This window comes from Phyllobacterium myrsinacearum, from assembly GCF_002980555.1.
In the GTDB taxonomy this organism is placed as follows: Bacteria; Pseudomonadota; Alphaproteobacteria; order Rhizobiales; family Rhizobiaceae; genus Phyllobacterium; species Phyllobacterium myrsinacearum.
Window position 1 is genome coordinate 609,510 of record NZ_PVBT01000002.1, and the last position, 14,126, is coordinate 623,635.

A 14,126-nucleotide genomic window follows, 5' to 3' on the forward strand; every position below is an offset into this window, starting at 1 on the left:
TCAGGCCCGCCCTGCACTGAGGGAAGTCTTGTGAAAATCATCGCGATCATCATCTTCCATCTCAGCGCGCAAAAGCGATGCTGTCCTTTGTTCCGCTTCGAAGGCAGCCTCCAGCTGTTCAAGTGATTTCTTCCGGGCGAGATAGTCTGCCAGTGTTTTTGCCAGATCAGTGCGCATGTGATCGAGGTGCTCGCTTGCCCGGGAATGGGAATCGGCACTCCTGGCGAGTTCTTGATCTATCGCCAGAATATCCTGGCGGTAGCGCTCGAGCATGGCTTGGCTGACTGTGTTTCCCGTCAGGTTTTGCCTGTTTTCATCGTCCCGGACGGTCAATTCCGCCGCAAGTTCGAGCATGGCATTATAGGCCTTGGATCGCTGCGATTCAGCGTCATTGACGAGCATCTGCTGAACAGACAAGGCATTCACTGCAATCTGCAGGCGCATTTTGCGTAAGCCCAGGAGCTTCTCAAATCTCTGCCGGTTCTTCAATTTGCAAGCTCCCACATCCTGTCCAAGGTTTCATTGAACGTCGAATGTTCATGGCTTTCCTGCCGCAGGAAATCGGTGATGGCCTGATGCCTTTCGACAGCCCTGTCGGTAACCGCGTCTGAACCTGCCTTGTATTCATTGACGCGAAGCAGCAGTTCCACTTCTTCATAGCGCGCCATCATTTCCCGGATTGCGGTGGCGCTTGCCCTATGGCTTTCATTGGCGACTGCGTCCATCAACCGGCTGCGGCTGCGCAGTATATCAATCGCTGGAAAATGGTTTTTCTCCGCCAGCTGGCTGCTCAACGACACGTGGCCGTCAAGGATGGCCTTTACTTCTTCCGCCACTGGATCCAGCGTTTCGTCGCCTTCGGTCAGCACCGTATAAAGTCCGGTAATTGATCCACCCACGCCGGGCCCGGAGCGCTCGAGGAGACGCGGAAGGGCTGCAAACAGCGATGGAGGATAGGCACGGCGCGTGCCGGGTTCGCCCGCCGCCAGACCGATTTCGCGCTGTGCTCTGGCAAAGCGGGTAACACTGTCCATCAACAGAAGAACATCCTTGCCTTCGTCGCGAAAATATTCCGCGATTGCCGTGGCGCAGTGTGCCGCCTTGACACGTTCGATCGCCGGGCGATCGGAGGTTGCGACCACGGTTACCGCGCGCTTCCGGCCTTCGACGCCCAACTGGACATCGAGAAATTCGCGCACTTCCCGGCCACGCTCGCCAATCAGGGCGATGACAACCACGTCCGCCTGGGTCCCGCGCACGATGCTTGATATCAGCGAGGATTTTCCGGCACCCGGCGCACCGAAAATGCCGATGCGCTGGCCGCGAGCGACGGTCAAAAGGCCGTCGATGGCGCGTATTCCAAGTTGCAGGGGATCGCGGACCAGATCGCGCTGCAAAGCATTTACAGGCTCGGCCAAGGTGGGGTAAAGCGCAACAATCCCGGCGGCCGCATCCGGATCGCGGCCATTGTCGTTCACGATGTCCCCGAGGGCATTGACCACGCAGCCCAGCAATCCCGGCCCCACAGGAACCTGTATGATGCTGCCGGTCGGGATGACCTCGGCACGCGTGGACATGCCCGCCATATCGCCAATGGGGCTGAGAACGGCATCATCATTGTCGAATCCGATCACCTCAGCCGGAACGGTGCGGCCGGACACGGGATCGCGAATCTCGCATAACTCGCCAATCCGGACCATCGGCAGGGAAGCATGGATGATGACACCCGTTATGCGGCGCACACGCCCATGCACCTGCAGCGGATGAGCGCTGACGGCAGCTCTTTGAAAGCGGTTCATGAGTCGGCTGAGGTCGCTTTGCATGGATGTCAGACCGCTCCAAATTCGGCTTCGTCGCGCGCAGCGATCAGAGCCTGGCGAATGATGGACAATTGTGCATCAAGCCCGGCATTGACGACGGCGCTGGGAGACACGACGAGACAGTTCCTGCTATCCAGCCGGGGATCGCCGGTGATTCTGACAGACAGGCCTTTTTCGAGGCCGGTCGATATCTCCTGCAGAAGGTTTTTAACTTCCTTTTCCAGTTCGGGGGCGACGTAAACGGTAAGCGCGCGCTCATAGCGTAAAAGCTCGATGGCATTGCTTGCCAGTTTGGCGACCACAACCGGATTGTCGATTTCGCCGATCAGCTGTTCGACCACGGAGAGGCTGAGATCAATGACCTGCTCCTGCAGCGCTTCAAGATCGCGATCAATCTTGGTTGCGGTCTCGGCGACGAGGATCGCGGCATCCTGTTCGCCCTGCTGCAGCCCCTGCCGGTATCCTTCTGCTTTGCTTGCATCGAAAGCTGCCTGCGCCGCACTGCGGATATCATCCGCCTCCTGCCGCGCTGCGGCCAGCATTGCCTGCGCGTCGGTCCATAGTGCGGTATCCCGCGCCGATATGATCCGGGCCGCCGGTGTTTTGGGCAGATCCATCATGCGGCTGCCATATCCGCGCGCGCGTTTGATGGGTGCCGCACGATGACAAGAGCGCGTTTCGCATGGTCGCCGGAATGGGCCGGCGCAATTGTGTCATCACCCGGATATTTGAGACCAAACCAGTCGTTGACATAATCCGGCATGCTCTCCCGCCACGTTGAGATGCACGCCTGCCCGTCACGCTGCATGGCGGCCAGCAGCGTATCCGGATCGGTGACCGGTTCACCCGCGATAGCCAAATGGCGGTTTGCCAGCGCAAGCGCATAAAGGTCCTGGCCCAACGCGTCCTTCAGCCGATGGGCGGCCGCTGACTGGACGATCTGCGCAAGCGAATTGGCCAGGAACATCGCACCGCACCGCAACTCGAAAGCCGCCACATCTTCCGGGGGCATCAGCAGCAGTTGCAGATCGCATGCTTCCAGTCTGGGCTCAACCGGAAGAGCAGAAAGCCGGAAATGCTCGCGCATGAGCCGCCGCGTGTTGTGACCAATGCGCTGCGCATTGCGCAAAAGCTCGATGCCTTCAGGCAGGAGAACCCCGGCGAAGCTTGCGGATAGGCGGTCCGGATGAATAAACCGCGCCGTATTGTTGACGTAAGTACTCCACGCGGATGAGGATTTCCGGCCGCTGCCCTGGGACATTGTCATGAGGTCTTTCCATTCCGGGCAATGTCTGTGGGCTCAAGTGCATAGGTCATGGGCACGCGCCGCTGCCAGAGAAGAAAACCGATTGTTCCAAGCAGCGCGAGAACAAGCGTTCCAGCGATTGCCGCCATCCAGAACACCCGGCTTTCGCTTTCCCTGGTCAGCCACAAGCCCATATACTCCCGCACTTCCAGCTCGGGCGGCGTTTCGCGTGTTTTCTGCGGCGCTGCGACAGGAATGACCGAGACCTTCTCATAGCTCAGTCCGGCAATCCCGTTGGCGACCAGCGTCTTGATCTGCGGGATCAATGCATTGATGTTCAGCGAGGGTTCGTGCCTGATAAACACCGAAGCCGAAGCTGGTGCGGCAAAACGATTGAGCGGGTCATTGTCCGCCAGAACCACGTGAACACGAGCGGAAAGAACCCCGTCGATTTCCGAAACCGTGCGGGACAATTCTTCGCTCAGGGCGTAGATCATCTGTGCCCGTTCCTGAACAGGCGAGGCCACCAGCCCCTCCTTCTTGAAAACGCTGCCTATCGTGGCAAATTCCGCCTTCGGCAGCCCGTTTTCCGCCAGCAATGTCACCGCCTCGGCAAACTGATCCTCATCCACCAGGACGGTCAGCTTCCCGTCCTTCTGCGGTTTGCGCGTTGCCGAAATCCCATGCGTCAACAGCGTTGCCACAATCTGGTTGGCCTCGCGCTGGTCAAGATTGGTATAGAGATCCGATTTGCATGCCTGCAGAAAACATACGGCGGCTATCGCCAAAATCATGCGTTGGAACGTGTGCGTCATGGGATTGCTGTTTGCCTCAACCACCGCCGCGGGTCGTTTCGCGAACGCTGGTGGTCAGTTGAATGGGCACGTTGGCAATCATGTGCTGACGCTGCATCAGGTCAAATGACATCGTCAGCCCCTGTATCAGGTTGCTCATCTTGTCCTTGTTGAGAGGAGACTGCTGGTCCTTTGCCTGTCCGGCAGGCGTGGCTCCCACATCACCGGATGCCAGGAACCGCTGAACCTCAACTCTTCCGCTCTCAAGGCGATCGGCAACCGACTTGAACGTGGTGCCAAGGCTGCGGCCAATATCGACGGGACTTGCGCCGTGCGGCATGGATTGGATCGTTGTCGCGACATGTTCATAGATATTCTGCTGATTGGCAGAAACCGGCGTAACCGGCTGGTGCTGCGACACGCTGCTGACGGGAGCTATGGGGGTAACCATTGGTGCGTACCTCACTGGTTGATTGCAGCAGATGCTTACTCGGATGAATTGGCTTCGCTCATCTGGTCGCCGGCAATATCCATGATGAACTGCGTGAACATCGAGGTTGCCCCCGAGAGCATGGAGGATGCCAACGCCTCTTCGAACTGCTGTTTCTGGGCGGCATCATCGACAGGGGGAGATGCTTGTTGCGCGGCGGCCGGTGCAATCCGTTCAGCGGTCATGATTGAAACTCCTCAATTTGTTGTCTTGGTCAAAACAGTCTTGGGTTGCGCAGCCGGTGCGTCCGTGCGCTTGCGTGCGGTCTGCAGCTCCACAGTCTCATCGACGGTTGATCCGCGGCCGCGAAACACGCGCACTCTGGGATCGTCATCGGTTGCGGGCGGGGGCTGTATGGTTGAAATAACCTCCCTGGTGACGGCGATGTAGGATGGCGGCCCCGACACGCGCAGCGCCGCCGCATTCTTGCTGTAGGTGATCGAAAAACGCTCGTCATAAAGACCCATGCGCTTCATTTCCTGCAGCACGGCATCGCCGGTGAGCCGCCCCAGCTCGATAACCTGTGTTTTGAACTCATCACTGGAACTGATGTGAAGAATGGCGCCATCGAAATACCAGTTGACGCCATTGCCCTGTGCAAGTTCATCCAGAAATTGTCCTGCCGTTTGCGCCTTGACCTGGCCGCGGATCTGGCCGCGCACCTGACCGTCGAGGACAACCGGAAATCCGAGATTACGGCCGAACTCCTTCATGGCTCCGGGCAAGTCCTGATTGATCAGCACGTAATTGTAGGGTTTGCTCGCCCATTCCGGCAGTGCGGTCGCAGCCGATGTGCCACACGCCACCATCACAGCGGCTAGCGCCATCAGGAAAGCGGAATGTCCCACATAGGTGATGTTTTCTGCCACGCTTTCACATCCGGTTTATGATAAAATCACCCTCAAAGGATTACAATTGTGAGTATTCACTGTCAACGTCGTTGTGATCTGTTTGTGAGCATCCTTGAAGCGGGTCGGCGTTCTCTGAGATTCATTTTGTCGAGTGAAATTACCCATATAAAACATGCATTTATTTTGTTAGCTGGCGTTAGATAACCTGTGGTTCCGGCAAATAGGTGTAATATTTGTAAGATAAAACACGGCCGGATGACGGCAATCTTTTTCCTGTAACATTGCCAATTTATGAGTATGCTGTTAGTTGTGAGTTCGCACTGATTTGTGCTTGAAAAGGCTCGGAGTCACGAGCCTGTGATTAACTGAAACGCAAAAGGGATTCATCATGGCTCAGTCAGGTTCCGTCAACGCATCCTCCTCATCCACCAGTTTCGACAGCAATCTTGCTTCTCTGAAGGAAGCATTTGATCGCATCCAGAAAGAAGCAACGCAGACAAAGCTTGCAACAATGGATGGCCAGAGCGTGCTTGACATCGCCAAGGCAAAAATCGGCTGATTTTACTGCGGGAGAGGGCGGCCCGTGCTGTCCTCTCCTTGTCTTCTTCGAGGTGCCATTGGGCGCCGATGCGGGCGCCACAGTTAATACAGGTTTCTCATGATGTTGATGAAGCAGATTCCGGGCGGCACAGGCGAATTGACGTTGAATGTCCTCGATGGCGTTCATCGCGGTGTCGTGGTTCCCATTTCCGGTGATGATTGCCAAATCGGCTCTTCCACCGACTGCGATCTGTTTTTGAGCGACAGTTCGATAGAGGAACGTCACTTCTCTATTCGCCGCGCGGGGGCAATGGTCGTTATCGGTGCTCATAATGGTGAGGTTGTCATCAACAACCGCACAACGCTCGAAATCGGCAAGGGCATGCGCACAAGGCTGCCCGTGAGGATTTCCGCAGGCGGCGTTTCCATGGTTCTCAATGGGCCGGCGAAAATGAAGCCGGATTTGCAATCACGCCTTCAGCCATGGCGTAAATTCGGGTTGATTGGCGGCTGCATTGCCTTGCTGGCCGTGTCGATCGCGCTCGTTCAGGCCGGCATTGCCGGTAATTTTGACAGTCGCCGTGCCGGTTTCGAGACTACCGCCGCGTTGCAGGTTGCGCCCGTATCCGCAGCGGCAGGAGATCCCCGTCAGGTGCTCAGCCAGATGCTGGCTGACAATGGCCTTGAGGCTCTAGATGTTCAATGGGAGGGATCGCGTGTGCATGTCGGCGGTGCGGTCGATCAGGCGCAGATGAAAAAGTGGACTGATGTCCAGTACAGATTTGATAGCCAGTATGGCAGCCGCAACGTCGTGTCGAGCAGCGTTCACGAAGAGGCAAAGAGAATTCAGCCGAAATTCAAGCTGCAGGCGGTCTGGTTCGGAGAAAAGCCCTATGCGATTGCCGCTGACGGTTCGCGTCTCTACACGGGTGCCGCCTTGGAAGACGGCTGGATCATCAAGGAAATCGGGTCGGACAGACTTGTCGTCAAACGCAACGCGGAAGAATTCACGCTGACATTCTAACCGGCGGGAGGGCCTATGGCGCTTGATCTGCGTCGCACTGAAAGCCGGGAGCGCGCTGAGCGGCTGTTGCCATCCGCCGCCGATCGTAGCGGCACGTCCCCCGCCACGGATGCGCAGTCTTTTGAAACTGCGCTGCGCAGCACCAGGCTTTTCAACGAACGCGGGAAAAATGCCAACCGCAAGCGCACGGACAAGTTCTCGCGGGTCGACGCATCGGCGATTGGACGGCTCAAGGGGTTCCATAACGAAGAAATGCTTTTGCATATTCTCGAGCATGTATTGCCTCTCCTGGAACTGGGGCCGGACGTTGCCGCCCTTGCGGTCGAGCTGATGCAGGAGGAAATCGATAAATGCCGGGATGTGAATGGCCGAATTGCAGAGGTAAAGTCCATTGAACTTCAACGAGCGTGACAGCGCCGACTATCTTCACACATTGGGCCGGCTGTACTGGCGCGCGGGAAATCTCGATCGCGGCCTGGTGTTCCTGCTGCTGGCGGCTCGTGTCGCCCCCGATGATGCCGCCATCCTCAAGACGCTTGTGATGGTGTTTATCGAACAGGGAGCGGCCACGCGCGCTTTGACGACCATCGACCGCATGGCGGACCTGGGCGAAGAGTTTCAGCTGGAGCTTGCGGCCTTGGAAAGCCGCGCCCTCTGGACCGCGGGGCAATATCAGGAAGCCCGTGATGCTTTCTCCGACTTCATGACCAGGAAGTCAAAATCCGCAACGATTTCTCCGGCCGGATCCTGACGATGCAGATGCTCCTGCAGCTGAACCAACTGGCACGAATGGCGGCGCGGCGCACCGACCTCGTCGTTGCGGTCATGGTGCTGCTGGCAATCAGCATGATGATCCTGCCCCTGCCGACCGTGATGGTCGACGTGCTGATCGGCATCAATCTTGCCTTTAGCCTGCTGGTGCTGATTGTGGCCTTTTATATCTCCAGGCCGGTGGAGTTCTCGGCTTTGCCGTCTGTCATCCTGTTGGGAACGTTGTTCCGCCTGTCGCTCACGATCACGACCACGCGCCTCATTCTGCTTCAGGCCGATGCAGGTGATGTGGTGAATACGTTCGGGAACTTTGTCGTGGGTGGCGAGATCGTTGTCGGTCTCGTCGTGTTTCTGGTGATCACCGTCGCCCAGTTCGTCGTGATCACCAAGGGTGCCGAGCGCGTGGCCGAAGTGGCTGCACGCTTCACCCTGGATGCGCTGCCCGGCAAGCAGATCAGTATTGATAATGAAGTGCGCAACGGCGACATAGACGCGGCGGAAGCCAAGATCAAACGGCAGAATCTGGAGCGGGAAAACCAGTTCTACGGCGCCATGGACGGCGCAATGAAATTCATCAAGGGTGACGCGATTGCCGGTATCATCATCATCGGAATCAATCTGATTGGCGGGCTCAGCATCGGCATCTGGCAACGTGGTCTGTCATTCGGCGAGGCTGCCCACACCTATTCGCTGCTGACGGTCGGAGACGGCCTGATCGCACAAATACCGGCTCTGCTCGTCTCGGTTGCCTCGGGCGCCGTTGTGACCCGCGTTGCCTCGCACGGCAATCAGGACCTGGGCACCGAAATCGTCGGGCAGCTGGGTGCCGATCCGCGCGCGATCTCCCTTGCTGCGGTGATCCTTTTCCTGCTTGCGTTTGTCCCCGGCATGCCCGTCACCGTCTTTCTGTCGCTCGCGGCCATCGCCGGCGGCCTTGCATTCATCCGCAGGCGCCAGATCAGGGTGGAGAACACCGTCTTTGAGCTGGAGAATGAAGCCAAGGATCTTCAATCCGAGACACCGGAGCCATCACGCGAAACCATGTCCCGGCTTGCCGTCTGGCTCGGCGAGGATCTGGGCAAGGTCATTTCGGCGGAAAAGTTTGCTGCGGGTGCCGAGACGATCAAACGGCGCATTCTTGTCGATCTCGGCATCAATATTCCGCAGGCGCAGCTGTGGCGGGCCGAGGATGGCGAGAAGAATGATTTCCGCCTTGACCTTGAGGGCGTGCCGATCGTGGAAGGAACGATCGAGCCAGAGCATCTGCTGGTGCTGGATGCAGCGACCGATCTGGACCTGATGAGCATCGATTACGACGATGCGGGGACGTTGATCGGCCGCAGGTCAACCTATTGGGTGCACAAGCAGCACGAGCAGAAGCTCATGGACGCTGGCATTCCTTATCACGCTCCGGACGCTGTTCTGCTTGAAATCATGTTCCATGCATTGCGGCGTTACGCTGCGCATTTTGCCGGCATTCAGGAAACGAAAGCCCTGCTGGCCGCCTGTGAAAGCCAATACGGTGAACTGGTCAAGGAAGCGGTTGAGGTTTCTTCCGTGCAGAAGATTTCTGAAGTTCTGCGCCGCCTTGTCGAGGAGGATGTGCCCATCACCAATATGCGGGCCATTCTGGAAACGATCGTGGAAAATGCGCCGCAGATCGAGAATGCGCATCAGATGACAGAACTGGTGCGAAGTGGTTTGGCCCGCCAGATCAGTCATCGCCGCGCGGAGAAAAACCGCATCATCCCGGTGTTCATCCTGACGCGGCAGATTGAAGAAGCCATCAGGACAGCCTTGAGACAGGGAAACTACCTGCAGGACGATGTGTTGAAGCCGCTCATTGATCAGGTGAGTGCATTGTTGAACTCGGGCGATCCGATGTTGAAGCGTTCGGTGCTGACGTCGATCGATATTCGCCGGCAGATTCACAGCATCCTTGCCGGCCAGAATGTCGATATTCCGGTGCTTTCCTATCAGGAAATTGCCTCAGAATTCAATGTGCAGTCATTGGCGACAATCGCCCTTCCTGCACCGGAAAAGCCTTCCTCGCTGAAGGCGGAACGCAATGACCAGACGGAAACGGCCGGATAGACCGGCAGGCCAGGTCGGGGGACCCAGAAGAGTGAAATACCTGATGCGCAATAGGAAATGGCCCTCCGGCAGGGCGCCCGGCATGATGCTGTGCGTGCTGCTTCTGGGCATGATATCGATGATTGTTATGAATGATTCTGCCCACTCGCAGACGATCAGCGTTGATGCCATGACCGGTCAGCCTCTGAAGCTGACGCAAGGGCAGGGGGTCATCATCCGCTTTGATCAGCCGGTTGAATCGGTGTTCGTGGCGGACACCCAGATCGCTGATGTCCGTGTGGTTTCCCCGGGCGCGATCTATGTTTTCGGATCGGCGGTCGGCACCACCAATCTCATAGCGCTCAACGCTGACCAGAGTTTGCGCGGAACCATGAAGCTCATTATTTCGGGCAATACCGATCCGGCAAAGCAGTCGATGAAGACGCTGCAACCCAACACCATCATCGACGTGAAGCTGTTTGGTGAAAAGACCGTTGCCACGGGTAAAGCGCGCTCGGTCGGCGAGGCCGTGGACACGGAATCCGTCATCCAGTCTTACGCCAAGCCTGGCAATCCTCCCATCAACAACACGACGATACAGGGCGCCAACCAGGTCAATATCCGCGTGCGGTTCGCCGAGGTGTCGCGCAATTCGCTGGAACGCTACGGCCTTAACTGGAGCGCTCTGATCGAAAAAGGTTCATTCTCATTCGGCATCGTCAAAGGGAACCCCCTGCAGACCGTGCCGGGCGGTATCAATGCGCATCTGGGAACCGGTAATGTGAACGTCGACGTTCTGCTCGACGCGCTCCAGAACAACGGTATTCTGACAGTTCTCGCAGAGCCGAACATCACGGCGGTAACCGGACAGACCGCCAGCTTCCTCGCCGGCGGTGAAGTGCCGATCCCTATCCCAGCCGGTGACCGGCAGATCGGCATCGAGTACAAACAATTTGGTGTCTCGCTGCAGTTTACACCGGCGCTTCTTCCCAACAATCGCATCTCCCTGCAGGTCAAGCCGGAGGTCAGCACCATTTCGGCGGCCACGGGTGTCTCCATCGGCGGTGTCAGCGTCCCGGGTTTCAAGGTGCGCAGGGCAGACACGACGGTTGAAATTGGCAGCGGTCAGACATTTGCCATTGCCGGCCTTTTCCAGAGAGAAGAAACGCGGGAGTTGGAGAAAACCCCTATTCTTGGCGATGTTCCCATCCTGGGAAGCCTGTTCAAATCGAAGAAATTCCAGCGCAACGAGACGGAGCTTGTCATTCTTATCACGCCGTATCTGGTTCAGCCACGCTCGGACAGGTCATTGAAGACACCGCTTGATAGCCCAAGCGGTGCGTTGTCGGCTCCGGTCGCCAAGAAACGGCAGGTCGCGAAAAAAGGATATGGTTTCTATGTGGGAGATTGAGACGATGATCGTGAGCCCACGCCGGATTCTGCGCGTTGCCGGATTGTGCATCCTTGTCGGCGCGAGCGGGTGCCAGACCCAGCCCGAGCCCTATTCGCCCAATTATCATTATGTAACGACTGGCCCTGTCACGCCTGACGCCAATGGTAAAGTCGTGCGCAAAGGCTATGACCGGCCGGGCAGCAAGGGATATGCAGCCGAAGGCCGCATGCTTGTTCCGGACGCCTGCACAACACCCGACAAGACGCCGGATGCACTGTATCTGCCATCGGGATGCGCCAATAATCTCAATCTGCAATTGATGGCGGAAAAGGAAGGCGACCTGGTGCGCGGCCGGGATATGGGCCCTGCCATGGCCGCGCCTGTGGCACGGGCGGCAAGGCGCGTGATTGATGGGGAAGACCATCGTTCAGGTGGCAAAGCGCCTGAATCCACCACCAATGTCGGGGGAATTTAAACAGATTGGAGGTCAGGCTGTCAGCCGGAGGCAAGCACGCCAATCGCCTTGGCACGCGATGCCGGATCCTTGATGGTGACGGCATTGGCGGCCTGACGAAGGATGGTTTCCTTGCCGGCTGCCGTCATCTCGGGAACATTGACCGCGCGTGCCTCGTCGGTGCGGCCTGACATGCGCAGAATGACCGCGTAATTGATAAGCTGGCGCCGTTCCACCAAGGGTGAATTGACCACGTCCTGCATCGTCGAAGCGGCAACCGGGAACTTGCCGCCAACGGCCTGCGCCAGGGCAAGGTTCGTACGGGTATCGAGTTTTCCAGGCTCCATCGACAGTGCCTTGCTGAAGGCCGTTTCGGCATTTTCAGTTTGGCCAAGCAATATATAGGCGGTACCAAGCTTGTTGTAGACTTTGCCGGACGGCGCATGCGCGACTGCGGCATTGAGTGACCGGATGGCACCCTGGGCGTCGCCCTTCTGCAATTGAATGGAGCCCAATCCAACAAGGGCTTCGCTGCTGTTGGCATTTGCGCCTAGCATGGTGCGGTAGGCGGCCTCCGCGCCGTCAAGATCATCCGCTGCTTCCCGCGCTTTTGCCAGCCGCAGTTGAATGGCCGGATCCGTCGAAGAGGTTGCGGCGCGCTCGTAGAGGGCAAGCGCCGTTCCGCGGTCGCCGCGCTTTTCAACATCCGCCGCGAGCTTTATCAATCTGGCCTGGTCGGTCATTTGCGGGGTCTGTGTCTGTGGCGCGGTGTTGCAACCGCAAAGGGCGAGCAATACGCCGCCATATGCCAAGGCATTTGCCCACCGTCGTGCCATGCGACTCTTCCCCCCGCGAATAATCATAATATGTTCAATATCGCATATGAATTACATTTCACAAGTTTCATATTTTGTTTTGTGAGTGTTTGTGTTTGTGGCACAAACGGCCAGCGGAAACACGGATGTGAGCATTGACCGACACCAGTGAAGAAAAAAACCTGCCGGCATCAGACAAGAAGATCGATGACGCGCGGCAAAAGGGGCAGGTGGCCCATAGTGTGGACATGGTGTCCGGCGCCACGCTTCTGGGAGGAATTGTCTTTCTTTCCAGCATATTGGCTTCACTTCAGTTTCGCGCTGAATCCCTGTTTGAAGAAGCGGCCCGGTTTCATGAACAGCCCTTTGCAGATGTGCTGCACCGGATGACACGGATCGCTGTGAGCGGATTTCTCACCTCGGTCTTGCCCATCCTCATTATCACGATTGCCATTATCATAGTCACAAATGCGGCCATCACCGGAGGCTTTGTGTTCTCGACCGATCCGCTGAAACCGGATTTCAGCCGCATCAACCCTGCAACCGGTTTCAAGCGGATATTCTCCCTGAAAAGCGTTGTCGAATTCATCAAGGGTATTGTGAAGATCGTGTGCCTGGGCGCCGCCTTTGTCATTGTGTTCTGGTCGGGACTGGAGGCACTGTTTCAGTCGCCGTCCTGCGGCGGTGCCTGCACCCAGGAAACCTTTTGGGCAATGGTCCGTCCGCTGGCCATCACGACGGTGCTCGCCTTCCTGATTGTCGGTGCATTCGACGTCCTGTTGCAGCGCTGGCTGTTCCTGCGCGAAATGCGCATGACGCGGAGTGAACTCAAGCGCGAACGCAAGGATATTGAGGGCGATCCGGCCGTCCAGCGCGAGCGGCTGGCGGAGCGGCGGGCGACGAGCGCCGTGAAAATCGGGCTCAAGAACAGTTCGCTTCTGATTGTAAGCCGCGATCGTCTCGTCATCGGCATACGCTATGTGGCGGGAGAGACACCGGTGCCGGTTCTGACCTGCCGTTCCACGCCGGAGAATTACCTCGTGATGCTCGCCCGTGCCCAGGCATTGGCCATTCCGATGTATGAGGACGAAGAACTCGCATTGGACCTGGAGACCGTCAGCCTCGGTACCCCTGTGCCGGAGCGCCAGTTCAGCGCCGTCGCCAATTATCTCGTGGCAGCCAAGGTTATCTGATACAGCCACAGCCGGAGAATTCCCTTGCCATCATTCAAGTCTTTCGCCGTTCTTGTTACCCTTGCACTGCCTTTGGTTTGTCAGCCGTCTCATGCCCAGGCGGGTCAGGTTGCCGGCGGCAGTCCGGAAAACGCCGATGTCATTGCTCCTGAATACAGAGATTTCCTGTTTGGCGAATCTGCGCCTGTAACCGCTCGCCGTCCGCATCACCCCACCCGATTGGCAGCACCGAAATACGTCGCGTATACCGGCAATGAAGCTGCGGGAACGATTGTCATCGATACGCACAGGATGTCGCTTTCGCTCGTTCTGGGTGGCAGTGCGCTTGTCTATCCGATCGGTGTCGGCCGAGAAGGCTTTGCGTGGCACGGCGTCGAACAGGTCAGCCGCAAGGCAAAGTGGCCAAGCTGGACACCCCCCGCCGATATGCTGAAACGGCGCCCGGACTTACCGGCCTCGATGCCGGGTGGAGCGGATAATCCGCTGGGTTCGCGCGCCATCTACCTCGGCCAGACGCTCTATCGCATTCACGGGACGAACGAGCCGGAAACCATCGGAACCACATCGTCATCCGGATGCTTCCGCATGCTGAACAGCCATGTCGATGATCTCTACGAACGCGTCAAAATCGGCGCGAAAGTGGTGGTGATGTGACGGAGCAG

The 14,126-nt window shown here is 57.7% G+C and carries 18 protein-coding genes; 9 read left to right on the forward strand and 9 right to left on the reverse strand.

Annotated features, from left to right (window positions below; genetic code table 11):
* Genes C5750_RS09685 through C5750_RS09720 form a run of 8 tightly spaced genes read right to left on the reverse strand, consistent with a single transcriptional unit; the run spans window position 1 to window position 5,219 of the window.
* The gene (locus C5750_RS09685) at window positions 1–489 is read right to left on the reverse strand and encodes a hypothetical protein (protein WP_130272708.1); all 489 of its coding nucleotides are present in this window, start codon (window positions 487–489) and stop codon (window positions 1–3) included.
* Window positions 486–1,799 (reverse strand): FliI/YscN family ATPase, encoded by a 1,314-nt coding sequence (locus C5750_RS09690; protein WP_245421060.1) that lies wholly within the window; start codon window positions 1,797–1,799, stop codon window positions 486–488. The genes C5750_RS09685 and C5750_RS09690 overlap by 4 nt, the downstream gene beginning before the upstream one ends.
* A 29-nt stretch (window positions 1,800–1,828) precedes the next feature.
* On the reverse strand, window positions 1,829–2,440 hold the full coding sequence (gene sctL, locus C5750_RS09695) for a type III secretion system stator protein SctL (RefSeq protein WP_105733650.1): 612 nt from the start codon (window positions 2,438–2,440) through the stop codon (window positions 1,829–1,831).
* Window positions 2,437–3,087: a hypothetical protein gene (locus tag C5750_RS09700; RefSeq protein ID WP_105733651.1), complete on the reverse strand. Its 651-nt coding sequence runs from the start codon at window positions 3,085–3,087 to the stop codon at window positions 2,437–2,439. Before C5750_RS09700 ends, sctL begins: the two co-directional genes overlap by 4 nt.
* Window positions 3,084–3,881 carry a type III secretion system inner membrane ring lipoprotein SctJ gene (gene sctJ, locus C5750_RS09705; protein WP_105733652.1) on the reverse strand — a complete coding sequence of 266 codons (798 nt, stop codon included), beginning with the start codon at window positions 3,879–3,881 and terminating at the stop codon, window positions 3,084–3,086. Before sctJ ends, C5750_RS09700 begins: the two co-directional genes overlap by 4 nt.
* A 16-nt stretch (window positions 3,882–3,897) precedes the next feature.
* On the reverse strand, window positions 3,898–4,311 hold the full coding sequence (locus C5750_RS09710; RefSeq protein WP_105733653.1) for a hypothetical protein: 414 nt from the start codon (window positions 4,309–4,311) through the stop codon (window positions 3,898–3,900).
* A gap of 35 nt (window positions 4,312–4,346) precedes the next feature.
* The gene (locus C5750_RS09715; RefSeq protein WP_105733654.1) at window positions 4,347–4,535 is read right to left on the reverse strand and encodes a hypothetical protein; all 189 of its coding nucleotides are present in this window, start codon (window positions 4,533–4,535) and stop codon (window positions 4,347–4,349) included.
* Between the two features lie 12 nt (window positions 4,536–4,547).
* A complete protein-coding gene (locus C5750_RS09720) occupies window positions 4,548–5,219 on the reverse strand; it encodes a type III secretion protein (protein WP_105733655.1) in 672 nt (223 codons plus the stop codon).
* A 370-nt stretch (window positions 5,220–5,589) separates the two neighbouring features.
* Between C5750_RS09720 and C5750_RS26535 the strand changes: the two genes are divergently transcribed.
* The 7 genes from C5750_RS26535 to C5750_RS09750 all read left to right on the forward strand — a co-directional run bounded on the left by C5750_RS26535 (window position 5,590) and on the right by C5750_RS09750 (window position 11,477).
* Window positions 5,590–5,760 carry a hypothetical protein gene (locus C5750_RS26535; RefSeq protein WP_158531285.1) on the forward strand — a complete coding sequence of 57 codons (171 nt, stop codon included), beginning with the start codon at window positions 5,590–5,592 and terminating at the stop codon, window positions 5,758–5,760.
* A 108-nt stretch (window positions 5,761–5,868) separates the two neighbouring features.
* Entirely contained in the window at window positions 5,869–6,765 is an 897-nt protein-coding gene (locus C5750_RS09725) for a SctD/MshK family protein (RefSeq protein ID WP_170111936.1), read from the forward strand.
* Between the two features lie 15 nt (window positions 6,766–6,780).
* Window positions 6,781–7,176, forward strand: a complete 396-nt coding sequence (locus C5750_RS09730) for a hypothetical protein (protein ID WP_105733657.1) — start codon at window positions 6,781–6,783, stop codon at window positions 7,174–7,176.
* A complete protein-coding gene (locus C5750_RS09735; RefSeq protein WP_105733658.1) occupies window positions 7,157–7,516 on the forward strand; it encodes a tetratricopeptide repeat protein in 360 nt (119 codons plus the stop codon). The genes C5750_RS09730 and C5750_RS09735 overlap by 20 nt, the downstream gene beginning before the upstream one ends.
* A gap of 2 nt (window positions 7,517–7,518) precedes the next feature.
* Window positions 7,519–9,630, forward strand: a complete 2,112-nt coding sequence (gene sctV / locus C5750_RS09740; protein ID WP_105733659.1) for a type III secretion system export apparatus subunit SctV — start codon at window positions 7,519–7,521, stop codon at window positions 9,628–9,630.
* Window positions 9,631–9,673: 43 nt separating this feature from the next.
* Window positions 9,674–11,020 carry a type II and III secretion system protein family protein gene (locus tag C5750_RS09745; RefSeq protein WP_105733660.1) on the forward strand — a complete coding sequence of 449 codons (1,347 nt, stop codon included), beginning with the start codon at window positions 9,674–9,676 and terminating at the stop codon, window positions 11,018–11,020.
* 4 nt (window positions 11,021–11,024) lie between these two features.
* Complete coding sequence (locus C5750_RS09750; RefSeq protein WP_105733886.1) at window positions 11,025–11,477, forward strand: hypothetical protein; 453 nt, start codon at window positions 11,025–11,027, stop codon at window positions 11,475–11,477.
* Window positions 11,478–11,497: 20 nt separating this feature from the next.
* Here the strand turns inward: C5750_RS09750 and C5750_RS09755 are convergent, their stop codons facing one another.
* Window positions 11,498–12,292, reverse strand: coding sequence for a tetratricopeptide repeat protein (locus C5750_RS09755; protein ID WP_158531287.1), 795 nt, complete (start codon window positions 12,290–12,292; stop codon window positions 11,498–11,500).
* A 134-nt stretch (window positions 12,293–12,426) separates the two neighbouring features.
* Here C5750_RS09755 and C5750_RS09760 point away from each other — a divergent pair, with 134 nt between their 5' ends.
* Both C5750_RS09760 and C5750_RS09765 read left to right on the forward strand, forming a co-directional pair.
* Entirely contained in the window at window positions 12,427–13,464 is a 1,038-nt protein-coding gene (locus C5750_RS09760; RefSeq protein ID WP_105733662.1) for an EscU/YscU/HrcU family type III secretion system export apparatus switch protein, read from the forward strand.
* Window positions 13,465–13,488: 24 nt separating this feature from the next.
* A complete protein-coding gene (locus C5750_RS09765; protein ID WP_105733663.1) occupies window positions 13,489–14,118 on the forward strand; it encodes a L,D-transpeptidase in 630 nt (209 codons plus the stop codon).
* The last annotated feature ends 8 nt before the right edge of the window (window positions 14,119–14,126 follow it).

Coding starts and splice junctions, on each gene's coding strand:
- C5750_RS09715 (WP_105733654.1), bottom strand. CDS start 4,535: ATGACCGCTGAACGGATTGCACCGGCCGCCGCGCAACAAGCATCTCCC.
- C5750_RS09690 (WP_245421060.1), bottom strand. CDS start 1,799: ATGAACCGCTTTCAAAGAGCTGCCGTCAGCGCTCATCCGCTGCAGGTG.
- sctV (WP_105733659.1), top strand. CDS start 7,519: ATGCAGATGCTCCTGCAGCTGAACCAACTGGCACGAATGGCGGCGCGG.
- C5750_RS09725 (WP_170111936.1), top strand. CDS start 5,869: ATGAAGCAGATTCCGGGCGGCACAGGCGAATTGACGTTGAATGTCCTC.
- C5750_RS09750 (WP_105733886.1), top strand. CDS start 11,025: ATGATCGTGAGCCCACGCCGGATTCTGCGCGTTGCCGGATTGTGCATC.
- C5750_RS26535 (WP_158531285.1), top strand. CDS start 5,590: ATGGCTCAGTCAGGTTCCGTCAACGCATCCTCCTCATCCACCAGTTTC.
- C5750_RS09730 (WP_105733657.1), top strand. CDS start 6,781: ATGGCGCTTGATCTGCGTCGCACTGAAAGCCGGGAGCGCGCTGAGCGG.
- sctL (WP_105733650.1), bottom strand. CDS start 2,440: ATGATGGATCTGCCCAAAACACCGGCGGCCCGGATCATATCGGCGCGG.
- sctJ (WP_105733652.1), bottom strand. CDS start 3,881: ATGACGCACACGTTCCAACGCATGATTTTGGCGATAGCCGCCGTATGT.
- C5750_RS09710 (WP_105733653.1), bottom strand. CDS start 4,311: ATGGTTACCCCCATAGCTCCCGTCAGCAGCGTGTCGCAGCACCAGCCG.
- C5750_RS09700 (WP_105733651.1), bottom strand. CDS start 3,087: ATGACAATGTCCCAGGGCAGCGGCCGGAAATCCTCATCCGCGTGGAGT.
- C5750_RS09745 (WP_105733660.1), top strand. CDS start 9,674: ATGCGCAATAGGAAATGGCCCTCCGGCAGGGCGCCCGGCATGATGCTG.
- C5750_RS09755 (WP_158531287.1), bottom strand. CDS start 12,292: ATGGCACGACGGTGGGCAAATGCCTTGGCATATGGCGGCGTATTGCTC.